Annotated in this window: 22 protein-coding genes; 2 read left to right on the top strand and 20 right to left on the bottom strand. The window is 66.5% G+C overall.

Going from position 1 to position 21,215, the window contains the following annotated elements; all coding sequences use genetic code 11:
- Window positions 1-36: 36 nt before the first annotated feature.
- Window positions 37-1,446 (bottom strand): aminotransferase-like domain-containing protein, encoded by a 1,410-nt coding sequence (locus AC1M14_RS01105; RefSeq protein WP_479730793.1) that lies wholly within the window; start codon window positions 1,444-1,446, stop codon window positions 37-39.
- Between AC1M14_RS01105 and AC1M14_RS01100 the strand changes: the two genes are divergently transcribed.
- A complete protein-coding gene (locus tag AC1M14_RS01100) occupies window positions 1,445-1,750 on the top strand; it encodes a hypothetical protein (protein ID WP_479730792.1) in 306 nt (101 codons plus the stop codon). The two genes, AC1M14_RS01105 and AC1M14_RS01100, sit on opposite strands and share 2 nt — an antisense overlap.
- Window positions 1,751-1,845: 95 nt before the next feature.
- On the opposite strand, the gene AC1M14_RS01095 is transcribed toward AC1M14_RS01100, so the two are convergent.
- From AC1M14_RS01095 to glmS, 14 genes are all read right to left on the bottom strand, one after another.
- The gene (locus AC1M14_RS01095; protein ID WP_111826168.1) at window positions 1,846-2,466 is read right to left on the bottom strand and encodes a TetR/AcrR family transcriptional regulator; all 621 of its coding nucleotides are present in this window, start codon (window positions 2,464-2,466) and stop codon (window positions 1,846-1,848) included.
- 82 nt (window positions 2,467-2,548) lie between these two features.
- Window positions 2,549-3,316 carry an SDR family oxidoreductase gene (locus AC1M14_RS01090; RefSeq protein WP_479730791.1) on the bottom strand — a complete coding sequence of 256 codons (768 nt, stop codon included), beginning with the start codon at window positions 3,314-3,316 and terminating at the stop codon, window positions 2,549-2,551.
- 10 nt (window positions 3,317-3,326) lie between these two features.
- Entirely contained in the window at window positions 3,327-4,133 is an 807-nt protein-coding gene (locus AC1M14_RS01085; protein WP_111826170.1) for an aspartate dehydrogenase, read from the bottom strand.
- Window positions 4,130-4,924 (bottom strand): alpha/beta fold hydrolase, encoded by a 795-nt coding sequence (locus AC1M14_RS01080; RefSeq protein ID WP_479730790.1) that lies wholly within the window; start codon window positions 4,922-4,924, stop codon window positions 4,130-4,132. The genes AC1M14_RS01085 and AC1M14_RS01080 overlap by 4 nt, the downstream gene beginning before the upstream one ends.
- Window positions 4,925-4,937: 13 nt before the next feature.
- Window positions 4,938-5,921, bottom strand: coding sequence for a TRAP transporter substrate-binding protein (locus tag AC1M14_RS01075; RefSeq protein ID WP_111826172.1), 984 nt, complete (start codon window positions 5,919-5,921; stop codon window positions 4,938-4,940).
- A gap of 27 nt (window positions 5,922-5,948) precedes the next feature.
- Window positions 5,949-7,217 carry a TRAP transporter large permease gene (locus AC1M14_RS01070; protein ID WP_111826173.1) on the bottom strand — a complete coding sequence of 423 codons (1,269 nt, stop codon included), beginning with the start codon at window positions 7,215-7,217 and terminating at the stop codon, window positions 5,949-5,951.
- 2 nt (window positions 7,218-7,219) lie between these two features.
- On the bottom strand, window positions 7,220-7,744 hold the full coding sequence (locus AC1M14_RS01065; protein ID WP_479730789.1) for a TRAP transporter small permease: 525 nt from the start codon (window positions 7,742-7,744) through the stop codon (window positions 7,220-7,222).
- The gene (locus AC1M14_RS01060) at window positions 7,741-8,682 is read right to left on the bottom strand and encodes a 3-hydroxyacyl-CoA dehydrogenase (RefSeq protein ID WP_479730788.1); all 942 of its coding nucleotides are present in this window, start codon (window positions 8,680-8,682) and stop codon (window positions 7,741-7,743) included. Before AC1M14_RS01060 ends, AC1M14_RS01065 begins: the two co-directional genes overlap by 4 nt.
- A gap of 10 nt (window positions 8,683-8,692) precedes the next feature.
- Window positions 8,693-9,016 carry an NIPSNAP family protein gene (locus tag AC1M14_RS01055; RefSeq protein ID WP_479730787.1) on the bottom strand — a complete coding sequence of 108 codons (324 nt, stop codon included), beginning with the start codon at window positions 9,014-9,016 and terminating at the stop codon, window positions 8,693-8,695.
- Between the two features lie 30 nt (window positions 9,017-9,046).
- Window positions 9,047-9,547 carry a cupin domain-containing protein gene (locus AC1M14_RS01050; protein WP_111826177.1) on the bottom strand — a complete coding sequence of 167 codons (501 nt, stop codon included), beginning with the start codon at window positions 9,545-9,547 and terminating at the stop codon, window positions 9,047-9,049.
- Window positions 9,548-9,740: 193 nt separating this feature from the next.
- A complete protein-coding gene (locus tag AC1M14_RS01045) occupies window positions 9,741-10,718 on the bottom strand; it encodes a Bug family tripartite tricarboxylate transporter substrate binding protein (protein ID WP_479730786.1) in 978 nt (325 codons plus the stop codon).
- Between the two features lie 67 nt (window positions 10,719-10,785).
- Window positions 10,786-11,535: an SDR family NAD(P)-dependent oxidoreductase gene (locus AC1M14_RS01040; RefSeq protein WP_111826179.1), complete on the bottom strand. Its 750-nt coding sequence runs from the start codon at window positions 11,533-11,535 to the stop codon at window positions 10,786-10,788.
- A 97-nt stretch (window positions 11,536-11,632) separates the two neighbouring features.
- The gene (locus AC1M14_RS01035) at window positions 11,633-12,298 is read right to left on the bottom strand and encodes a Crp/Fnr family transcriptional regulator (RefSeq protein ID WP_479730785.1); all 666 of its coding nucleotides are present in this window, start codon (window positions 12,296-12,298) and stop codon (window positions 11,633-11,635) included.
- A gap of 392 nt (window positions 12,299-12,690) precedes the next feature.
- Window positions 12,691-14,523 carry a glutamine--fructose-6-phosphate transaminase (isomerizing) gene (glmS, locus tag AC1M14_RS01030; protein ID WP_102773081.1) on the bottom strand — a complete coding sequence of 611 codons (1,833 nt, stop codon included), beginning with the start codon at window positions 14,521-14,523 and terminating at the stop codon, window positions 12,691-12,693.
- A gap of 151 nt (window positions 14,524-14,674) precedes the next feature.
- Between glmS and AC1M14_RS01025 the strand changes: the two genes are divergently transcribed.
- Window positions 14,675-15,163: an Lrp/AsnC family transcriptional regulator gene (locus tag AC1M14_RS01025; RefSeq protein ID WP_102773080.1), complete on the top strand. Its 489-nt coding sequence runs from the start codon at window positions 14,675-14,677 to the stop codon at window positions 15,161-15,163.
- Window positions 15,164-15,172: 9 nt separating this feature from the next.
- Here the strand turns inward: AC1M14_RS01025 and AC1M14_RS01020 are convergent, their stop codons facing one another.
- The 5 genes from AC1M14_RS01020 to AC1M14_RS01000 all read right to left on the bottom strand — a co-directional run bounded on the left by AC1M14_RS01020 (window position 15,173) and on the right by AC1M14_RS01000 (window position 21,196).
- Entirely contained in the window at window positions 15,173-16,231 is a 1,059-nt protein-coding gene (locus AC1M14_RS01020; protein WP_102773079.1) for a glycosyltransferase family 4 protein, read from the bottom strand.
- Complete coding sequence (locus AC1M14_RS01015; protein ID WP_102773078.1) at window positions 16,228-17,550, bottom strand: UDP-glucose dehydrogenase family protein; 1,323 nt, start codon at window positions 17,548-17,550, stop codon at window positions 16,228-16,230. The genes AC1M14_RS01020 and AC1M14_RS01015 overlap by 4 nt, the downstream gene beginning before the upstream one ends.
- A gap of 91 nt (window positions 17,551-17,641) precedes the next feature.
- Window positions 17,642-19,021: an MFS transporter gene (locus AC1M14_RS01010; protein WP_102773077.1), complete on the bottom strand. Its 1,380-nt coding sequence runs from the start codon at window positions 19,019-19,021 to the stop codon at window positions 17,642-17,644.
- Entirely contained in the window at window positions 19,021-20,394 is a 1,374-nt protein-coding gene (glmU, locus tag AC1M14_RS01005; RefSeq protein WP_479730784.1) for a bifunctional UDP-N-acetylglucosamine diphosphorylase/glucosamine-1-phosphate N-acetyltransferase GlmU, read from the bottom strand. Before glmU ends, AC1M14_RS01010 begins: the two co-directional genes overlap by 1 nt.
- Before the next feature lie 67 nt (window positions 20,395-20,461).
- The gene (locus AC1M14_RS01000) at window positions 20,462-21,196 is read right to left on the bottom strand and encodes a PhaM family polyhydroxyalkanoate granule multifunctional regulatory protein (protein WP_102773075.1); all 735 of its coding nucleotides are present in this window, start codon (window positions 21,194-21,196) and stop codon (window positions 20,462-20,464) included.
- Window positions 21,197-21,215: the final 19 nt, after the last annotated feature.

Raw genomic sequence — 21,215 nt, 5'->3', positions numbered from 1 at the left:
TACGTGCAGCTACGTACAAAAATACGTACAGAAAGATCACACGACGTTGGACACCCGCCTGGCAAGATCGCCCTTGAGCAGCTCCGCCAACCGGGTCAGGCCCTGCGTCAGGCGATTCCGGTCGATGGCTCCGCCCAACGACACACGAAGCGCTGCGGGGCTGTGGGCCTCCGTGGAAAACGACTCCGAGTCGGTGACGCTCACCCCTTGTTGCAGCGCCGTTTGCGTAAGCCGGTAGAGGTCGATATGACGCGGCAACTGGAGCCAGAGATGCAGCCCGTTCGGGTCGGCCTGGATATTTCCTGGCAGGATCGATGCGGCAATGGCCTGCCGATGCCGCAGCTCGTTCTTGACCTGTGCAAGCCATTGAGCGGCAGCCCCCGACGCTATCCAGGCCGAAGCCATTTCAGTCATCCAGGGAGCGGGCATCAGGGCCAGCGAACGCAGGGCATCGAGAACCGGACTCAACGGCTCAGCGGCAGGCACGACCAGGTAAGCCGTTCGCAGCCCTGGCGCCATGCATTTGGATAGCGTCGAGACGTAGTAGACCGGCGCCGCGGACGTGTTGGCGGCCAATGAGAACATCGTGCTCGGCGCACGGTCGCTCAACAGCCAGTAGGGATCGTCCTCGATCACCGGCAACGCGTATTCCTCGGCAACACGCAACAGCGCCGTCCGCCGCTCGTGGGAGAGCGTCAGCGCGGTCGGGTTCTGGATCGTCGGATTCAGGTACAGCATCGCGGGACGATGCTGCTCGCACACGCGCTGGAGGTCGGCGGGGTCCATGCCGAGTTCATCCGACTTCACCCCGACGGCCTGGCGCTGAAGTACGCGTACCGCGGCCAGGAAACCCGGATAAGTCAGCTCATCGCATGCAATGGCGTCTCCGGACTGGCTCCTGGCCAGCAGCAGCGCCGCGATGGCGGTCTGGGCGCCCGGGCAGACCACGATCCGCTCGATCTCCGTGTCGCCTATCATCGGCCGCAGCCATTTCGCCGCTGCTGCCCGATGCCGGCTGGCCCCCGCCCCCACGTGATAGCTCATCAGGTCCATCGAGCTTGCCGCCGCCTGCGTCGCGCCGCCGCCTTGCGCAAGCATGTGCAGAAACTCCGCGCTGCCGAGCAACGGCGGGATATTCATGCCCAGGTCGATCGTCCCCGCCGTTTCGGCGCCCGAATAGGCCACATAGGTCCCGCCCGACCCCTGGGCTTCCAGCAAGCCTTGCTGGCGGACCTCCGTGTACGCACGGGTGACGGTCGTGAGATCGACGCCCAATGCCTGGGCCAGCTCGCGCTGCGGGGGCAGGCGGTCACCCGCCCGAAGCACGCCGTCCTCCACCGCCGTGACGATTTGCGCGGCGATCTGCTGGTACCGGGGGCCCGAGCCCGCGGTCAGGGGCCGCACCCAAGACGTGTTTGCTTTCTTCAGGCGACGTGGGAGAGACATGCCTTATCTTGATGTATGGGGTTTTTGCACCCTGCACAGGCAGGAAAAAGCATACAAACCGAGAAATTCAACAGTTTGTATGGATTTTGACGCTAAAATTCAGCTGGTTTGTAGGGAGTATAGCGTTCACTCCGCGCGTCCGACCTGCGTTCGTTTCGAGGAAATGATGAATTTTTGGATCCCTGTAGTCTTCGGTACGTTCAAGCTCCTCGTGTTGGGCACCGGCATGTATCTCGCCATCAAGTCCCATTACGACGGAGAAAAAGAGGAGAAGAAGAAAAAGCAGGAGATGAAGGCGCCGTAGGGCCGGTCCTTTGTCGCTAAGCTGCGAGTTTGTCGGCAGCCTGTTCCGGCGCCCATGCTCAACCAGTGACAGCGGCGCCGCTGTCTGTCCGGTGCCTACAGCGCGCCGTAGGCGTCGTGGACCAGGCGGTCGATAGCTTCGTACATCAGGCGCAGGCGATCGAAACGCCCGGCGTCCCGGGTGATGGGGTCGGCGCTATTGGCCATTTCGATGATGGGCAGCGCCACCAGTTCCACCGGTGTGTCGGGCTTGAGTTCGCCGGCTTCCACGGCCTGCCTCACGCCCGCCACCACACTGCGCTGCAGGTCGTGCGAATAGCGCGCCAGCGCTTCGCGCGCGGCCGGGGTGATCAGGGCGCTTTCCAGACGCATACGCGCGATCAGGCTCCACGGATTGCTGGTGTTGCCCTGCGGGTTGCGCTTCAGGTAGCGCATTTCGTTGAATTGCATGCTGAGCCGGATTTTCTCGGACAGCGAGGAGGCCGACAGCCAGATCTGGTCGAAATGACCGATCGTGCGCTGACAGTATTCGATGGTGACGTCCTCCACCAGCTCGTGCTTGTGCCGGTAGTGGTAGTGAACGTTGCCCCGGGTGCAATCGAGCGCCTGCGCGATCTGCTGAAAACGGAAGCCGGAGCTTCCATGCTCGATCAGCATATCGGTGGCGACTTCCTTGATGCGCTCCTTCATCGGCACCTGAGTCTGGGTTTCTTTCACCGTATGAATTCCTCCTGCATGCGGGCGCTCCGCCAGGCGCGGACCTGCCGCATTTTAGGGCATCCGATCCGTGTCGCCGGCGCTAGGCGGCGGTCAGGCCGCCGTCCAGCACCAGGGTGCTGCCGGTGGCGAAAGACGCGTCGTCGCTGGCCAGGAAGACGATCGCCCGGGCGACCTCTTCCGGGGTGCCGAGCCGGTTCAGGGGCTGGCGCGCCGCCAGCGTGGCGCGCAAGGCCTCGGGATCGGGGCTGCGCGCGTAGATGTCGCGGAAGTACGGCGACTCGATGGTGCCGGGCGCCACGCAGTTGATGCGTATGCCCTCGGCGGCGTGATCCAGGGCCATCGCGCGGGTCAGCGCGGCCACGGCGCCCTTGGAGGCGCAATAGGCGGCGCGCTCGCGCAGGCCCACAAGCGCGCCCGCGGAGGCGGTGTTCACGATGGCGCCGCCGCCCTGCCGCCGCATGATGGGAATGGCGTACTTGCAGCCATGGAAGACGCCATCGACGTTGACGCGCATGAGCTTCGCCCACTCGTGCTCGTCGGTGTCGACGACGTTGGCGGCGATGCCATAGCCGGCATTGTTGACCAGCACGTCCAGGCGTCCGTGGCGCTGCGCGACCGCCTCTATCATGTGGCGCATGGCGGCGGCGTCGCCCACGTCCACTTCGCGCGCTTCGGCGGCGCCTCCCCGCGTGCAGATGTCGCGGGCCACGGCTTCGGCGGCCGGCGCAAAGCGGTCGGCCAGGATCACGGTGGCGCCTTCGCGCGCCATCAGGCGCGCAGTGGCCTCGCCGATGCCGGAACCCGCGCCCGTCACGATCGCGATCTTGTCCTTCAAGCGTTGAGACATGGATGCTCCGTCAGCCTATGGTGAAAGACGCCAGGTGGCGCCGTATGGTGGACAGGACGCTCTGCGCTACCAGCCAGGAGGTCTTGGGATTGGTTGGCGCCGGCGCGTTGACCAGTTGGATCTGCATGTCGCCTAACGGGCTCGTGACCCGCACGGTGTGCTGGTTGCCGCAAGCCAGGGGATCGACGACGACCTCCACGCGTGTGCGTTCCATGCCAACGCCGGCCAGCGCCAGGGTGGCGGCCACGTTCAGGTTCTTCGGAAAGCGCAGCGCGGCTTCCCGCGCTGGGCCGTTGAACAGTACGCGGCTGGCGTCCAGCGTTTCCGGGTCGATGCCCAGGGCCAGTAATTCGGCTCGCCACGCGGCCACCGGCTTGCGGGATTCGTAGACCACCTGGGCATCGGCCCGGCCCGCCAGCGCCTGCAGGTAGTCCAGGCCCGCCACGGCGCCGGACGGCACGCGGATGCGGGCACGGCCGCGCTCCGCGGCAGCGATCAGGCGCGCCAGCAGCCCGTCGTCGGCCAGTGCGCCGACGGAACAGATCACCATGTCCAGGCCGGCCTCCAGGCAGGCCTCGCCGTACTGCTGGACCGCGGGCTGGCCGGCCATCTCGACGACCAGGTCGGGTCGCCAGGACAGCAGGTCGTCCAGCGTGGCAAGCGGCGCGATCCTTCCGGCCCATGGATCCGGGCCGGAGGCGGCCGGCGTGTGGGTAAGCGCGGCGAGGGTGAAGGCCGAACCGAGATCTGCGAACAGGCCGGCGGCCACGTCCGAGGCGATGGCGCCGAGGCCGATGAATGCGATGCGGTGCGTCATAGGGAATACTGTCCAAGCCAATCCGTGAGCACTGCGGTGTAGTCTGCGGTGCGCACGACGGGGAAAAAGTGGCCGCCGCCGTCGAAGCCGTGCAGCGTCGCGCGGGGCAGCGCCGCGGCCAGCGCCTGCTGCAGCGCGAACGGGACGATCTGGTCGTCGCGCGCGCCCAGCACCAGCGCGGGCGCGGCGAGGCGCGACAGGTCGGCCCGGCGGTCGTAGGCCAGCAGTGCGGCAATGCGTTCGCGCACGACGGCGACGCGCGCCGCTGGCCAGTCTCCCGCCGACGGCTGGATGGCCGCGGGGTGTTCCATCAGCCATCGAGCCGGGTAGGAAAGAAAGGCGCCGGTCTGTTCGTACAAGGCCGGGGAAGCATCCAGCAGGGTCAGGCGCATGGCGAACAGCGCCTGCATATAGGCGTCGGTCCCGCCCCAGGTTCCGCCCAGCACCAGGCCTGCCACGCGGTCGGGCGCCTGCAAGGCCATTTCCTGCGCGATACAGCCCCCGGTGGAGTGGCCTACCAGGTGTGCGCGGAAAATGCCGCGCGCGTCCAGCACAGCCCAGGCGTCACGGGCAAGCTGCGCGATGTCGACGCAAGCCTCGCCGCGGGTCGAAGCCGCAACGCCACGCTGATCGAACACCACGCAACGGCGCCGCGGCAGGGTGGCCACGACGGGCGCCCAGAACCCGCCGGTGCCGCCCAGTCCGCTGACCAAAAGCACTGGCTCGCCTTCGCCCGTCTCGCTCGCCGCCAGCCTGGCCCCGTCCGGCAGGGGCACGATGAAGTCGGTCATGGCCGGGGCCGCCTTACTTCGCCGCCCGGGCGGCCTCGATTTCGGCCAGGAACTGCTCGCCCCCAGGCGCCGCCTTCGCGATCTCCGGCCAGGAGCCGCGCGCGGCAGCGCGGAACGGCGCCAGGTCCGGATACTGCACGTTCACCCCGCGCTGCTTCAGCACATCGAAGGCTTCGGCCAGCTTCTTGTCCTGGAACTGCACGGCCACCTTCATGGATTCACGTCCCGCTTCCACCACCGCCGCGCGCACGTCCTCGGGCAGGCGGTCAAACTTGGATTTGGAAATGATGAACAGGCTGGGCAGTTGGTGCACGGCGGTTGCCGAGTAGTACTTGATCACTTCGGCAAAGCCGTCGGCCACGGTCTGATCGGGGCTCAGTTCGGCGGCGTCCACCACGCCGTTCTGCAGACTCAGGAACAGTTCGGCGTAGGCGGTCGGCGTGGGCTGCGAGCCCAACGCCTTGTAAGCCTCGACGAAGCCGGGAGACTGGATCACGCGCACTTTCAGACCCTTCATTGCGTTCAGGTCCGGGATCGGCTTCATGGAGGCCAGGCTGCGCGCATACACCGCGCCCCAGCCCAGGCCCACCATGTTGTACTTGGGTAGCACGCCCAGCAGGCGGTCACCTACCGGTCCCTGGATGATGCGGTTGGCCTCCTGGTAGTCATTGAACAGGTACGGCAGCGACAGCACACGGTATTCCTTGACCGTGTTCTCCAGCGAGGCCTGCGCGACGATCATCGCATCCACCACCCCGGTACGCGTGCCCTGGACGAGCTTGAGCTCGCCGCCCAGGCCGCCCGAGGGATAGAGGGTGACATTGACCTTGTCGCCGACTTTCTGCTTCATGAGCTCGGCGAAGTGGAGGCCGGCGGCCTGGTACGAACTGGTGTCGCCCAGGGCATGCCCGATGTTGATCTGGATGGGCTGGGCGGCGGCGCCCAGGGAAACACCGGCCAGGGCCAGCGCGGCGAGCAGGGATTTGACGATAGTCATTGAGCACTTCCTCTGGAACTTACGGGTTTAAAAAAAGCGGGCGTAGAGCGTCGGCCCATAGGTGATGATCATCAGGTCCAGCAACAGCACGGCCAGGAACACCGAGAGCGGCCGCATCAGGCGCTCCATCGATACCTTGGCGATGCCGCAAACCAGGAACAGATTCACGCCGACCGGCGGCGTCACCATGCCCACCGCGAGGTTGACGATGACGATCAGGCCGAAATGCACGGGGTCGATTCCCAGACTGACGGCGACCGGCGCCAGGACCGGCGCGAGGATCAGGATCGCGGCGAAGGTCTCCATGAAGAGGCCAACCACCAACAGGGCCACGTTCACCAGCAGCAGGAACACCAGCGGGCTGTCCGACACGCTCAGTAGCGCCTGCGCCACCTGTTGCGGGGCCTGGTAGAGCGACAGCACATAGGCGAACACCGAGGCGAAACCCACGATCAGCAGGACGATGCCCGACGTGACCGCCGATGACCAGAAGATGGCGGGCAGGTCCTTCCACTTGATCTCGCGGTAGATGAAGACGCTGACGATGAAGGTGTAGGCGACGGCCACGACTGCGGCCTCGGTCGCGGTGAAGAAACCGCCGTAGATGCCGCCGAGGATGATGACGGGCATCAAGAGCGAGAGGCTGGCATGGCGCAGCGCGCGCCAGACATTGCCGGCCCATTCGCCGAAGCCGAGCTTTTGCGAGGCGCCGTAGTCGTGCAGGCGCGACATCACCATGATGGTGGCGATGAGCGACAGGCCGATCAGCAGGCCCGCCGGAACGCCGGCCACGAACATGTCCGCCACCGAAACGCCAGTGAGCATGGCGTAGATGATCATCGGCACCGACGGCGGCAGGATCACGCCCAGCTCGCCGCTGGAGGCGATCACCGACGCCGCGAACGGACGCGGATAGCCCCTGCGCTCCATCTCCGGGATCATCACTGAACCGATGGCGGCGGTGGTGGCCGACGAGGAGCCGCAAATGGTCGAGAAGAACATCGTGGTCAGCACCGCGGAGCCTCCCAGCCCGCCCTTGACCCAGCCGATCAACGCCAGCCCCAGGTCCATCAGGCGGCTGGCGATGCCACCCGTCTGCATCAGGCGGCCAGCCAGCACGAAGAAGGGCACCGCCATCAGCGCGAACGAGTCCATCGCTTCGAACATGGTCTGGGGAACCGCCAGCAGCGGGACGTCGCGCGCGAGCAGCGCCGGCAGCGGGGCGATGCCCAGACTCAGCGCCACCGGAATACTGGCGGCGAACAACAGCAACAGCAATACGACGGCAGATAGCATGATTACTCCGCAGCATGGGCCTGACCGGCGTGGCGGATATCGCCACGCTGCAGCAGGCATTCGCCGATCAGCGTCAGGGTGTTGAGGAACATGAGGCCGAATCCGAACGGCATCGCCAGGTAAACCCAGACCTTGGACAGCGACAGCACCGGGCTCGTCTCTATCTCGCCGAACTCCACGAACTGCAGGCCCAGCGCGATCATGAGGACGAAGAACGCCAGGCAGCCTAGCAGCGCGGCATAGCGCAGCAGGCGGCCCAGCGCCGCCGGCAGCCGCGTGACTACGAGTTCGAGCGCGATCAGCTGCGCATGGCGGCAAGCCACACCCGCGCCGAGGAAGATGATCCAGATCATCAGGTAGCGAGCCACCTCTTCGGTCCATGGCGCTGCCACATTCCATCCCAGCCCGGTCAACAGGAAGCGCACGGCCACCTGCCATAACGTGCATAGCGTCATGCCCAGCATCATGGCCGCGAGCAGCCAGCACACCAGGCGGTTGAGTCCGTCCACGGCGCCTATCAATTTCATGGTTTTTCCCCTATGTAATCTCTTAGCGCCACGCGCACGCCGGCGATCGCCCGGTCGCGCCATTGCCGCTTGGCAGCCAGCCCGTCGAGCGGCAGCGCCTGCCGCAGGGCCTGGTCCAGCGCCGTGATCAGCGCTTCGTCCACGGGCGCCGGCAGGCCCTGCCCGGCGGCCATGTCGTTGAAGATGTGGCCGTAGCGCCGCAGATAATCGGCAATGCCGCCAGGGGCGTTCAGGTCCACACCTTCCAGCGGGCCCAGCGTCGCCCAGCGCAGGCCGAGTCCCTGGCTGATCAGCGCATCGGCGTCGGCCGGCGCGATCACGCCGCCCGCGATCATGCGGAACATCTCCATCAGCAGGGCGCCCTGCAGGCGATTCAGCACGAAGCCCGGAATCTCTTTATTGATGCGCACCGGGTGCTGCCCCAGTTCCCGCATGAAAGCGTCGGCCCGGGCCAGGACGTCCGGATCGGTCCAGGGAGCGGGGCACATTTCGACCACGGGCGACAGGTGCGGTGGTGTCATGGGGTGCGCGACCAGGCAGCGTCTTCGCCCGGCCAGGTCGGCGGTGAACTGGCTGGCGCCGTAGGTCGAGGTGGAGCTGGCCAGCACGGCATGCGGCGGCGCCAGCGCGTCCAGGTCGGCGAACAGGCGGCGCTTGAGCTCCAGGTCTTCGGATACGGCTTCCTGCAGGTAGTCGGCCTGGGGAACCGCGGCGGCCAGATCGTCCGTGGCGCCGATGCGCGCGGCGGCGATGGCCGGTGTATCGCCGCCGCACAGCAGGCCCGCGCTGTCTTCCAGCATCCTGACCAGGCGCGCGGACAGGTCCACCAGGCTGGCGGTGTCTCGCTCCACGACGGTCACGCGCCAGCCGGCGCGCGCGAACACGACGGCCCAGGAGGCGCCGATGATGCCTCCCCCCACAACGACTGCATGCTTCATGGTTTGCTGCTCAGCGGATCGGAGAAAACGAGACCGGCTTCAGGATCCGGGTTTGCTGGATGTCGATCAGGTCGGTGACCCGGTCCAGGTACGACTGCCATTCCGGATCGGCCAGCATGCACGTGCGCGCGGCATCTCGCTCGTCCAGGCTGTCGTAGGCCCACCAGGCCACCACGTGGTTCAGCTCGCCGACTTCCGTCATGAAATAGCCCAGGAATTTGCCCAGGTATTTTTTTTGCAGCCCGAGGCCGTATTGCTCATAGGTGGACACGAACAGGCCGGCCTTGCCGGGCTTGATGCGGTAATCGCGTTCTTCGATAAACACTGGGGACATCCGTCGAGGGAAAAGAGGGAGGCGGCAGTCTCAGGACTTGGCGGTCCAGCCGAAAACCGTATTGGCTTCGATGCGTTCGATATCGTCCGGCCTCGGGAAAGGCGCGGGAGCGGATTCGCCCGGTGTGCGCGGCCGGCCGATCTGGCGGAAGAAATCGTCCAGCCCCCCGGGCATCAGCATCCAGAAAAAAGTCAGCGGCTGTTGGCCATCGTTGTGAAAGCGGTGCTTGCGTTGCTTGCCCAGAAACAGGCATGTTCCGGGCGCCATCGGGTATTCCTTACCGTCCACGAACGCGAGGCCTTGACCTTCCGTGACGTAGATCACCTCTTCGCGGTCGTCGTGGAAGTGCTCGCGCACGTGGCAGCCAGGCGCCACCGTCTGCGTGCCAGCGCTGAAGTCGATCGAGGCGCCGGTATTGGCGCGATTGAGCAAGGTGCGCACGAAACCGTTGGCCGGTACGGGCTGCCAATAGCTATCTCCCTCGTCCGGGCCGATCACCACGGCCACGCCGGGCTGATGTTCAGAAACCATCTCGCACTCCGCAAATTACTGACATGATAGTCAGTATATGGGAGCGGCGAGAACGGCATATAGTAGGGAATTCCCCCAATAAAACTGACATGAAAGTCAGTTATGGCGACGGTTCCGTGCCCTATGAAGCGGCTCTAGAATTCCTTTTCGCAGGAAAACGAGTGTGCGTCCGGTTGGCAGGCCGTCGCGAAGCTCAATCCAGCCTGACGTTGGCCGCCTCGATCACGGACGCCCAGCGCTGCATGTCCTGCGCCAGGAAGTCCTTGAACGATCCGCCATCTGAGACCTCCGGCACGAAGCCGGTGGCGCCGATCTTCTCAACCACGCCGGGATCCTTAAAAGCGTTGATCGTGACCGCCGAAATCTTGGCCAGCACCGCCGGCGGTGTGCCGGCCGGTGCGAACAGCGCCGTCCAGGCATCGGCCTCGACATCGGGCACACCTTCCTGCGCCAGCGTGGGCAGACGATCGAGCTGCGGCGCGCGGTCCTTCGAGGCCACGGCCAGTGCCACAATCGAGCCATCATTGATAAAGGGCAGGACGCTGGGCAAAGTGGCGAACGACACATCCACGAACCCGCCCAGCAAGCCCTGGGCGACTTCCCCTGAGCCCTTGTACGGGATATGGGCCATCTTCACGTCCGCGCTGCGCATGAACATCTCTGCAACCAGGTGCGAGGCCGAGCCATTGCCGCTGGAGCCCACGTTCAGGTTCGCGCCGGGCTTGTTGGCCAGCTCGATCAGGCCGCGCACGCTGTCCACGCCCAGGTTTTTGCGCACCACCAGCACGTGCTGCATGCGCGCCAACCCGGCGATGGGCGTGAAATCGCCCAGCGCGTCGTACGGCAGGTTGGAATAGAGCGCAGAGTTCGCGCCGTGCGTCTGGTTCGTGCCCAGCAGCAGGGTGTACCCGTCAGGCTGCGCGCGGGCTACTTCCTGGGTGCCGATGATTCCCGAGCCGCCCGGCTTGTTAATGATGACCGCCGGCTGACCCAGGTTATCGCTGTAGGTTTGCGACACGGTACGCGCCACCGACTCCAATGCGCTGCCCGCCGGATACGGAACCACGACGCGGATCGGCCGCGTTGGATAGACGTCCTGCGCCAGCGCCTGCGGCGTCACCACGACCAGTGCGAGCGTCGCAGCAGAGAGGGTACGGAACAGCGATTTCATGGTGGATCTCCTCCAGTATTTGCCCGTCCTCCTGGACCGGCTTCGTTATCGGCGTGGGCGCCAGTATTCAAACAGCCAGAAATCCTCCATCGACCGCCAGCACGGCGCCGGTGACATAGGCCGACATTGGCGAAGCGAGGAACGTCACTGGACCCACCAGGTCCTGCGGGTTGCCGAACCGGCGCATCGGAATACGCGCCATCAGGGCGCGGCATCGCTCGGGATCGTCTCTGCTGGACTGCGTCATGGCCGTTTCGATCACGCCGGGCGCCACCGCATTGACACGAATGCCGCGCGGCGCCAGCTCAAGCGCCAGCACCTTGGTCAGCATCTGAGCAGCCGCTTTGGACGTTGAATAGGCAATGGACTGCGCCGAGGCACGGCTTGCCGCGATCGAGGTGATGTTGATCACTGCGCCACGCGTGGCCGCCAGGCTCTCCAGGCAGGCAAACGTCATGCTGCGGATGCCGTCTACATTCACATCCATGGCCTGGCGCCAAAGCGCATCGCGCTCGCCGCTATCGAACGCATGCCTCGGACGCACCCCAGCATTGTTCACCAGCACGGAAATCGCCCCCATTTCCTTTTCGATCTGTCGTGCGATCGCGACGCAGCGCGCTGCGTCGCGCACATCCAGTTCATAGGCTATGGCGCGAGCACCTTCGGCACGCAATGCTGCGGCCGTGCGCTGCGCGCCGGCCCGATTGATGTCGCACACGGCGATCATCGCGCCCTGCGCGGCCAGGCCCTGCGCAATCGCTCGACCGTTGCCCTGCGCGGCGCCCGTCACCAAAGCAAGTACATTGTTCAGCAGCATGCCGCCAGCTTTCCTCGTGAAAGCCATCACTCTAGAAGCGAAGCGGACGACAGCCTGTATCGCAGGCTACAAAATCGCCGGGATTTTCACCGCGCCGTCAGAAGAGCTCCAGCCGCTCGCGCAGGCGCTCGACGTCGCGAATTTCCACACCTTTGCCACGTGTGGAAATCAGCCCATCGGCGGCTATGGCTTTCAGCGTACGGGTCACCGTCACCCTGCTCAGGCCGGTCATACTGGCCAACTGCTCGTGCGTTAAGCGCAGCGATCGGGTCTCTTCCGAGCCTGCTGCAATGCGACCGAGCAGGCCTTCCAGCCGCTCACGTGGACTGGCCGATGTAGCCCGCAGCAATTTGCCGATGAGAATACGATGCTTGATGCCCAGCAATTGGATCAACGAGACGGCCAGAGCGGGTTCGGTGGCCAGCACTGGCAATAGCTCGGAGACCCGATACTCAGATACAACGGCGGGCGTCACCGCCCTGGCTGTGACATAGCGCGGCTCACCGACGAAGGCTGAGGCTTCGCCGAAAATCGCGTCCGGCCCGAAGATTTCCAATAGCAGGACTCCGCCATTGGTGCCGTGCACGATCGTATGCAAGAAACCTGACCGCACCAGGAAGAAACTATCATGTACATCGCCTTGCCTGTACAGCGTCTGACCTTCGGCGATCGCGCGCACCCGCCCCAACTCGGTATGCAGCAGCCAGGTTGCGCCGAATTTGCGCGATGTATCCCAGGATGAATAATTGACATCGATAACCACGGCCGCTCCTACGTGCAAGCGCGCCTGACGACGCGCGATCGCAGATTACCTGAAAAGGTGCGCCTATTATCCCAATGCCCTTTTCCAAGCGATGCATCACACCGAGGATGGTATGGAGTCGGTTGCAGCTTCCATTGCAGAAGCTAGCGGGTTGCGTTGTACACGGACGCCGCATGTCTGTTGGGGGGAGGCATCCTCAGCGGTCCCCCTCCTGTAGAGAAAGAGCCTGTTCATCTCACGATGAATTTGCTATCGGCCGAGACAAGCCCTTCTTTCATTCATACACATCCAGTCCTGGACCCAGCCCAAGTCATTTGATGGCATACCGCGTGATGAGCGTGGGGCAACAAAAGAAGGGCCGCCAAGCGGCCCTTCTGCACCCCTTCCCCGCCTCACTCCACCGTCACACTCTTAGCCAAATTACGCGGCTTATCCACATCAGTCCCCCGGGCGCAAGCCGTGTGATACGACAGCAGCTGCAGCGGCACCGTGTGCAGGATGGGCGAGAGCTTGCCGTAGTGTTCGGGCATGCGGATCACGTGCATGCCTTCGGCGCTCTGGATCTTGCTGTCGGCGTCGGCGAAGACGTACAGTTCGCCGCCGCGGGCGCGCACTTCCTGCATGTTGGACTTCAGCTTTTCCAGCAGTTCGTCCTTGGGCGCGATGGTGACCACGGGCATGTGCTCGGTCACCAGGGCCAGCGGGCCGTGCTTGAGTTCGCCGGCCGGATAGGCTTCGGCGTGGATGTAGCTGATTTCCTTGAGCTTGAGCGCGCCTTCCAGGGCGATGGGATAGTGCATGCCGCGGCCCAGGAACAGGGCGTTTTCCTTGGAGGCGAAGCGGTCGGCCCAGGCCATGATCTGGGGTTCGAGCGCCAGCACCGAGCCGATGGCCACCGGCAGGTGGCGCAGGGCCTTCAGGTGTTCGGCCTCCTGCTCGTCGCTCAGGCGCCCGCGCACCTGGGCCAGCGCCAGCGTCAGCAGGAACAGCGCGGTGAGCTGGGTGGTGAAGGCCTTGGTCGAGGCCACGCCGATTTCGACGCCGGCGCGGGTGATGTACGACAGCTTGCACTCGCGCACCATGGCGCTGGTGGACACGTTGCAGATGGTCAGCGTGTTTTCCATGCCGAGCGAGCGGGCGTGCTTGAGCGCGGCCAGCGTGTCGGCGGTTTCGCCGGACTGCGAGATGGTGACGACCAGCGAGCGCGGGTTGGGCACGCTGTCGCGATAGCGGTATTCGCTGGCGATTTCCACGGCCACCGGGATCTTGGCGATCGATTCGATCCAGTACTTGGCGGTCAGGCCGGCGTAGTAGCTGGTGCCGCAGGCCAGGATCAGCAGGGAGTCGATGTCCTTGAAGATCTTGTAGGCGTCGTCGCCGAAGAGTTCGGGCGTAATCGCCTCGATGTCCTGCAGCGTGTCGCCGACGGCGCGCGGCTGCTCGAAGATTTCCTTCTGCATGTAGTGGCGGTAGGGGCCGAGCTCGGCCGCGCCGGTGTGCACGTGCACGGTGTGGACTTCGCGCTGCACGTTCTTGCCGGCGGCGTCGACGATCCAGACGCGCGCCAGCTGCAGGTCGACGACGTCGCCGTCTTCCAGGTAGATGATCTGGTCGGTCGTGCCGGCCAGGGCCAGCGCGTCGGAGGCCAGGAAGTTTTCGTTCTGGCCCACGCCCACCACCAGCGGCGAGCCCTGGCGCGCGCCGACCACGCGGTGCGGTTCGTCGCGGCAGAACACGGCGATGGCGTAGGCGCCATGCAGGCGGCGCACGGCGTTCTGCACGGCTTCGAACAGGTCGCCGGCGTACAGGTGGTTGACCAGGTGGGCGATGACCTCGGTGTCGGTCTGGCTCTCGAACACGTAGCCCACGGCCTGCAGCTCGGCGCGCAGTTCGTCGTGGTTTTCGATGATGCCGTTGTGGACCAGCGCGATGCGCGGCTCGTCGTTACCCAGGTGCGAGAAATGCGGGTGGGCGTTGTGGGTGGCGGGCACGCCGTGGGTGGCCCAGCGGGTGTGGGCGATGCCGGTATAGCCCTGCAGCTTGTCCTGCTCGACCTGGGCGGCCAGCTCGGAGACGCGCTGGGTGCTGCGCGTGCGGCGCAGGTGGCCGTCGGCGTAGACGGCGACGCCGCAGGAGTCATAGCCGCGGTACTCCAGGCGCTTCAGGCCTTCGACCAGGATCGGGGTGATGTCGCGCTGGGCGACGGCGCCAACAATGCCGCACATAGGAGGAGCTCCGGAAAGTTCAGGTACGGACGCATTGTGCTCGCGACGGCAAGAAATTTGATTTCTTTATCTGGCCATATATGTAAGTTAATTCCCTTACATATTTGTGATTAAATTATCTTTCGTATAGACGACGATTTTGAAATTATTCATGCAAAACCCGCCGATTACGCTGCCTGAGCTGGACGATCTGGACCGGCGCATTCTTGAACAGTTACAAGAAGACTGCTCGCTGACCAACCAGGACCTGGCGCTGCGCGTGCATGCCTCGCCGCCGACCTGTCTGCGGCGGGTGCGCCGGCTGGTGGACGAAGGCGTGATCGACCGGCAGGTGGCGATCCTGGCGCCCGAGAAGCTGGGCAGCACGCTGACGGCCATCGTGGAAATCACGCTGGACGTGCAGGCGGCCGAGCGCCTGGACGAGTTCGAACAAAGCCTGCAGGCCGAGCGCGCGGTGCTGCAGTGCTACCGGGTGTCGCCGGGGCCGGATTTCGTGGTGATCGCGCAGGTCCGGGACATGCCGGCCTATCACGCGCTGGCGCACCGGGCGTTCACCGCCCAGGCCAATGTGCGCAACGTGCGCACGTTCTTCTCGGTGCATCGCGCCAAGTTCGAGACGCGCATCGACCTGCGCGCCTGAACGCGGGCTTCAGCGGCGCGCCAGCAGGCGCTCGAACTGCGCCAGGTAGCGGTTGCCCATTTCCTGCACGTCGTGCTCGCTGCGCACGTATTCGTAGGCGCGCTCGGTGACTTCCTGGCGGAAGGCCGCGTCGTCCAGGCAACGCGCCATGCCCTGGGCCATGGCCTTGAAATCGCCCACGGCGACCAGCACGCCGCGGCCGTCGGCCAGGCTTTCCTTCAGGCCGCCGGCGTCGGTGGACACCACCGGCACCCGCTGCAGGAAGGCGTCGAGCACGCTGCTGCCCAGGGCTTCTTCCTCGGAGCTCATGACGAACACGTCGAGGATGCTGTAGAAGTCTTCCACGCCCTTGCGAAAACCCGCGAAGCGGTAGACGTCCTCGATGCCCAGCCTGCGCGCCTCGTCTTTGGCCTGCTGTTCGCGGTCGCCGCCGGCGCCGAAGTGCAGGAACACGAAATCGCGGCGCGTCCTGGCCAATTCGCCCACGGCGCGCACCAGCGTCACCGGGTCCTTGTCGCGGATCAGCGCGGCCGAGGTGGCCATGACCTTCTTGCCGTCCAGATCGAATTCGCGCACCAGGCCGGCGACGTTTTCGGCGTCGATCCGGTGCGGCTCGACGGCGCTGCGGATGATGACGGGTTCGATACCCAGGCGGCGCGGCTCGCCCGCGGCCATTTCGCTGATCGCCACGAACAGATCGGCGTGGCGCCATTTGAAGCCGGTCTTCCATTCGTCGCCGGGCTTGACCGCGAACGAGGTGCGGCGCGAGAACGCCACCGGGCGGCGGTGCAGCCATTTGGTCAGCACCGCCCAGGTGATGGTGTTGGCCGTCTGGGCGTGGACGATGTCGTAGCGCCCGGCCCCGGCCAGAAAGGCCAGCTGCCCCGGCACATTGCGGCAGGTGTGGGCGATGAAGCCTTCCTGGCGGGCGCGCTCGGCCAGCGGCGCGCCCTCGCGGCACATGACTTCGACTTCGTGGCCGGCCTTGCGGAACGCGCGCATGCAGTACAGGGTCTGCCGTTCGCCTCCGCGCCAGCCTTTCTCGAAGTTCAGCTGCAGGATTTTCATGCGCGCCCGATGCCGGAGTACTGGAAGCCCATCGCGCGCACGTCGGCCGGCGTGTACAGGTTGCGGCCGTCGATGATGAGCGGCGTCTTGAGCAGGGATTTCACGCGATCGAAGTCGGGCGCGCGGAACACTTTCCATTCGGTGGCGATGAGCAGTGCGTCGGCGCCGTCCAGCGCGTCGTACATGTCGGTGGCGAAGGTGACGCCGGGCTGGCCGGCCAGCACGCGGGCGGCCTCGTGCATGGCCACCGGGTCGTAGGCGCGCACTTCGGCGCCGCGCCGCGTGAGTTCGGCGATCGCGGTCAGGCTGGGCGCTTCGCGCATGTCGTCGGTATTGGGCTTGAACGACAGGCCCCACAGCGCGATCCTGCGCCCGCGCAGGTCTTCGCCCAGGTGGCTCACCAGCTTCTCGGAGAGGCGGAATTTCTGCGCGTGGTTGGCGGCCTCGGCCGCCTCGATGACGCGCATCGGCAGTGCGTTCTCGGCGGCGGTGTTGACCAGCGCCTGCACGTCCTTGGGAAAGCACGAGCCGCCGTAGCCGGCGCCCGGATACAGGAAGTGGTAGCCGATGCGCGGGTCGGCGCCGATGCCGCGGCGCACCTGCTCGATGTCGGCGCCCAGCGCCTCGGCCAGGTTGGCCATTTCATTCATGAACGAAATGCGGGTGGCCAGCATGGCGTTGGCGGCGTACTTGGTCAGTTCGGCCGAGCGCACGTCCATCACCATCAGGCGGTCGTGGGTGCGCTGGAACGGCTCGTAGATGCGGCGCATCACGCCGATCGTGTATTCGTCGTCGGCGCCGACCACGACGCGGTCGGGGCTCATGAAGTCGTTGATGGCCGCGCCTTCCTTGAGGAATTCCGGGTTGGACGCGACGCTGAACGGAATGTCCACGCCGCGCGCGGCCAGTTCCTGCGCGACCACTTCGCGCACCTTGTCGGCCGTGCCCACCGGCACGGTGGACTTGTCCACGATCAGCTTGCGCGCCGTCATGTGGCGCGCGATGTTGCGGGCGGCGGCCAGCACGTACTTCAGGTCGGCCGAGCCGTCCTCGCCCGGCGGAGTGCCCACGGCGATGAACTGCACGTCGCCGAAGGCCACGCTTTGCGCCACGTCGTCGGTGAAATGCAGCCGGCCGGCCTGCACGTTGCGGCGCACCAGGTCTTCCAGGCCGGGCTCGTAGATGGGGATGCCGCCGCGGCGCAGCAGGGCGATCTTGTCGGCGTCGAGGTCCAGGCACATGACGTCGTTGCCCATATCGGCCAGGCACGCCCCCGACACCAAACCCACGTAACCGGTACCCACGACCGTGATCTTCATGCCTGCACACCTTAAAAATGGACGAGTCCCGCGCCCGGCATCGGCAGCCGGGCGCAGGCCGCCATTATAGAAGCGGCGCGGGGCCGACGCCCTACAGCTTGGCGAAGCGCACCGTATTGACCACCACCGCCAGGCCGGCGCAGATCATGCCCAGCACCAGGGCCAGGGCCGGACCGTGGGCCAGGCTGATGCTGAACGCGATCGCCACCAGCGCGGTGCCGAAGCTCTGGCCGAACACCCGGGTGGTGGCCTGCAGGCCGCCGGCCGCGCCGCTGCGCGAGCGGGGCGCCGACGACAGCAGGGCGCGGTTGTTGGGCGTCTGGAAGAACCCGAAGCCGACGCCGGCCACGAACATCCCGAGGATGACCGGCCAGTTCGAGACGCTGGCCGGCAGCACGGCCAGCCACAGCATGCCGATGACCATGGTGGCCGCGCCCACGCCGCTGAGCGTGGCGGCCGAGTAGCGGTCGGACAGCCGTCCCGCCACGGGAGCGATGATGGCGGTGCCCACCGGCCAGGCGCCCATCAGCATGCCGACCTCCAGGTAGGGCCGGCCCAGCACCTGCTGGAAATAGAACGGCAGCGACACATACGACGCCATCTGCGCCGCGAAGGTACAGGCCGAGGCCGCCACGGCGAAGGCCAGCGGGCGGATGCGCAGCAGGTCCACCGGCACCAGCGGCGCGGGCTGGCGGCTGGCGCGGCGCACCAGCAGCAGGCCGACCACCGTGGCGATGGCCACCAGGCCGATGCCGCGCAGCAGATCCTCGCCCATCATGTCCACGCCGGAAATGAAGACGCCCAGGGTCAGCATGCACAGCAAGGCGCTGATCCAGTCCAGCTTGACGTCGTTGCGCGGCACTTCCGGCAGGTGGCGCAGCCCCAGCATGGCCAGCACGCAGATGGGCAGGTTGACCGCGAAGATCCACGGCCAGGGCGCCACCGAGAGAATGGCCGAGCCGATGGTCGGCCCCAGCACCGACATGATGGCCACCGTGGTGGCGTTGATGCTGATGCCGCGGCCCAGCAGCTTGAGCGGATAGATGTTGCGCACCAGCCCGCCGAACATGCACATCAGCGTGGCCGCGCCTATGCCCTGGAACACCCGCGCCGCCGTCAGCTGCCACAGCGTGCCGGCCAGGGCGCAGCCCAGCGAGGCCAGCGTGAACAGCGCCAGGCCGAAGGAGAACATGCGGCGGAAACCGATGCGCTCGGCCAGCGCCGACAGCGGCAGCAGCATGGTCACCACGGCCAGGTTGTAGGCGTTGACGATCCAGACCGCCTGGGCCGGCGAGGCATTGAGATCGACTGCGATGGTGGGCAGCGCGACGTTGGCGATGGTGGTGTCCAGCACCGACAGGCTGATGCCCGTCATCACCGTTGCCGCGGCCCAATAGCGCCGCGGCGTCGGCAGGCCGTCGGGCGGGGCGGGCTTGGCGCCGCCGCCCGGCGCCCGGTCTTGCTGTTCCATCACGATTTCTTGACCGGGCGCTGCCAACCGTCGATGGTGAGCTGCTTGGGACGCGAGACGGTCAGCTTGTCGGCCGGCGCGTCGCGCGTCAGCGTGGTGCCCGCGCCCAGCGTGGCGCCGCGGCCGACACGCACCGGCGCCACCAGCTGGGTGTCCGAGCCGATGAAGGCGTCGTCCTCGATGACGGTGCGGTGCTTGTTCACGCCGTCGTAGTTGCAGGTGATGGTGCCCGCCCCCACGTTCACGCGCGCGCCGATGTCGGCGTCGCCGATGTAGGCCAGGTGATTGGCCTTGCTGTCCTCGCCCAGCACGCTTTTCTTGATCTCGACGAAGTTGCCCACGTGGCTGCGGTCGCCGAGCTCGGCGCCGGGGCGCAGGCGCGCATACGGGCCGACGCGCGCGTCGCTGCCCACCAGGGCCTGCTGCAGGTGGCTGAAGGCCTCGATCTGGGTGCCCGCGCCGACGCTGACGTCGCGCAGCACGCAGTGCGGGCCCACGCGCACGCCGTCGGCCAGCGTCACGCTGCCTTCGAACACGCAGCCCACGTCGATGAACACGTCGCGCCCGCAGGTGAGCGTGCCGCGCACGTCGAAGCGCGCCGGATCGGCCAGCGTGACGCCGGCTTCGAGCTGGCGGCGGGCCTGCTCAGCCTGCCAGCGGCGCTCCAGTTCGGCCTGCTGGACGCGGCTGTTCACGCCCAGCGTCTCCCAGGCCGCGCCCGGCTGCGCCGCGCCCACCGGCACGCCGTCGGCCACGGCCAGGCCGACCGTGTCGGTCAGGTAGTACTCGCCCTGGGCGTTGTTGTTGTCGATGCGGGACAGCCAGTCCTTGAGCCTGGCGGTGGGCGCGCTGAGGATGCCGGTGTTGACTTCCTTGATGGCAAGCTCGCCTTCGGAGGCGTCCTTGTGCTCGACGATGCGGCACACGTTGCCGGCGGCGTCGCGCACGATGCGGCCGTAGCCGGTGGAGTCCGCCAGCACTTCGGTCAGCACGGCGGCGCCGGTGCCGCGGGCCTGCAGCAGGCGGCGCAGCGTGTCGGGCTGCACCAGCGGCACGTCGCCGTACAGCACCAGCGTCACGTCGTCCTGGCCGCCGCCTTCCAGCAGCAGCGGCACGGCCTGCTGCACCGCGTGGCCGGTGCCCTGCTGCGGCTGCTGCAGCGCGAAGTGCAGGTCGGGCTGGCCTTCGAAAGCCTGCTTGACGCGATCCGCGCCGTGGCCGACCACGACGATGATGCGCGCCGGCTCGAGCGCGCGCGCGCTGTCCAGCACGTGGGCCAGCATGGGCTTGCCCGCCAGCGTGTGCAGCACTTTGGGAAGATCGGACTGCATGCGTTTGCCCAGTCCGGCGGCGAGAATCACTACGTTAAGCATAAGTTCCACGGTGTTGAGACGGCCCGGCGGCCTGGCGGCCGGCCGGGGCATCGATTGAAAGAGAGGGCTAGCTCGCGCCAGGCCCGGTTTTCTTGGCGGCCTTGGCGCCGCGGGCCGCGGGCTTGCGCGCCGCCGGCTTGGCGGCGCCCGCCTCGGGCGCGGGTTCCTGCGGTTTGGCCGGCGCGGGCGCGGCGGCGGGCGCGGCCGGCATGGAAGCGGCGGTGGCGGCCGCGATCTGGTTGAACTGCTGCTGCAGCAGGTCCCACCAGGCCTTGGAGGCCGACTGGGCCGCCGCGCCCATCTGCTCGCTCATGCCCGGCGCGCTGGCGGGCGCCTCGTCGGCCGCCGCCTGCGCCTGCCCGTCCTTGGCGCCGGCGCTCTCCGGCGCCTTGGCCGCTGCCGGCTTGGGCGCGGGCTTCAGCCCCAGCACCACTTCCAGCGGCGAGGCCGCGCCGCTGGCGCGCACGGCCGCCATGTCCATGTTGGCCGCGCTGTCGACGAAGGCGCGCAGCGTGCTGATGGTGGAGCGCTGCACTTCCATGCCCTGGATCGTGCTGGAGAGCATGCTCAGGTTCATGCGCAGCCAGTTTTCCACCGAGCGCAGTTCGGCGATGCGGCGGTCCAGGTCTTCGAGGTTCATCGGGGGAGCCATGGGCAGGCTGCTGGCCAGGCCGCCGGGCCCGGTCAGCCCGGCCCAGGCCTGGCGCATCATTTCCATGCTGGCCAGCAGCGGGTTGCCCGACAAGTCGGAATGCTGGCCCATGCCGGGCAGGACGAACGGGTTGGATTGTTGGTCGCTCATTCCTGGTCTCCCCAAAGAC

It is taken from the genome of Achromobacter sp. SX5, assembly GCF_056711425.1.
The sequence above is the reverse complement of the archived record's forward strand: the minus strand, read 5'-3'. Positions and strand labels throughout refer to the sequence as shown.

Bases quoted from the DNA above. Each gene is read 5' to 3' on its own strand.
- AC1M14_RS01100 (WP_479730792.1), top strand. From the start codon at position 1,445: ATGCCTTATCTTGATGTATGGGGTTTTTGCACCCTGCACAGGCAGGAA.
- AC1M14_RS01105 (WP_479730793.1), bottom strand. From the start codon at position 1,446: ATGTCTCTCCCACGTCGCCTGAAGAAAGCAAACACGTCTTGGGTGCGG.
- AC1M14_RS01090 (WP_479730791.1), bottom strand. From the start codon at position 3,316: ATGTCTCAACGCTTGAAGGACAAGATCGCGATCGTGACGGGCGCGGGT.
- AC1M14_RS01085 (WP_111826170.1), bottom strand. From the start codon at position 4,133: ATGACGCACCGCATCGCATTCATCGGCCTCGGCGCCATCGCCTCGGAC.
- AC1M14_RS01080 (WP_479730790.1), bottom strand. From the start codon at position 4,924: ATGACCGACTTCATCGTGCCCCTGCCGGACGGGGCCAGGCTGGCGGCG.
- AC1M14_RS01075 (WP_111826172.1), bottom strand. From the start codon at position 5,921: ATGACTATCGTCAAATCCCTGCTCGCCGCGCTGGCCCTGGCCGGTGTT.
- AC1M14_RS01070 (WP_111826173.1), bottom strand. From the start codon at position 7,217: ATGCTATCTGCCGTCGTATTGCTGTTGCTGTTGTTCGCCGCCAGTATT.
- AC1M14_RS01065 (WP_479730789.1), bottom strand. From the start codon at position 7,744: ATGAAATTGATAGGCGCCGTGGACGGACTCAACCGCCTGGTGTGCTGG.
- AC1M14_RS01060 (WP_479730788.1), bottom strand. From the start codon at position 8,682: ATGAAGCATGCAGTCGTTGTGGGGGGAGGCATCATCGGCGCCTCCTGG.
- AC1M14_RS01055 (WP_479730787.1), bottom strand. From the start codon at position 9,016: ATGTCCCCAGTGTTTATCGAAGAACGCGATTACCGCATCAAGCCCGGC.
- AC1M14_RS01050 (WP_111826177.1), bottom strand. From the start codon at position 9,547: ATGGTTTCTGAACATCAGCCCGGCGTGGCCGTGGTGATCGGCCCGGAC.
- AC1M14_RS01045 (WP_479730786.1), bottom strand. From the start codon at position 10,718: ATGAAATCGCTGTTCCGTACCCTCTCTGCTGCGACGCTCGCACTGGTC.
- AC1M14_RS01040 (WP_111826179.1), bottom strand. From the start codon at position 11,535: ATGCTGCTGAACAATGTACTTGCTTTGGTGACGGGCGCCGCGCAGGGC.
- glmS (WP_102773081.1), bottom strand. From the start codon at position 14,523: ATGTGCGGCATTGTTGGCGCCGTCGCCCAGCGCGACATCACCCCGATC.
- AC1M14_RS01025 (WP_102773080.1), top strand. From the start codon at position 14,675: ATGCAAAACCCGCCGATTACGCTGCCTGAGCTGGACGATCTGGACCGG.
- AC1M14_RS01020 (WP_102773079.1), bottom strand. From the start codon at position 16,231: ATGAAAATCCTGCAGCTGAACTTCGAGAAAGGCTGGCGCGGAGGCGAA.
- AC1M14_RS01015 (WP_102773078.1), bottom strand. From the start codon at position 17,550: ATGAAGATCACGGTCGTGGGTACCGGTTACGTGGGTTTGGTGTCGGGG.
- AC1M14_RS01010 (WP_102773077.1), bottom strand. From the start codon at position 19,021: ATGGAACAGCAAGACCGGGCGCCGGGCGGCGGCGCCAAGCCCGCCCCG.
- glmU (WP_479730784.1), bottom strand. From the start codon at position 20,394: ATGCTTAACGTAGTGATTCTCGCCGCCGGACTGGGCAAACGCATGCAG.
- AC1M14_RS01000 (WP_102773075.1), bottom strand. From the start codon at position 21,196: ATGAGCGACCAACAATCCAACCCGTTCGTCCTGCCCGGCATGGGCCAG.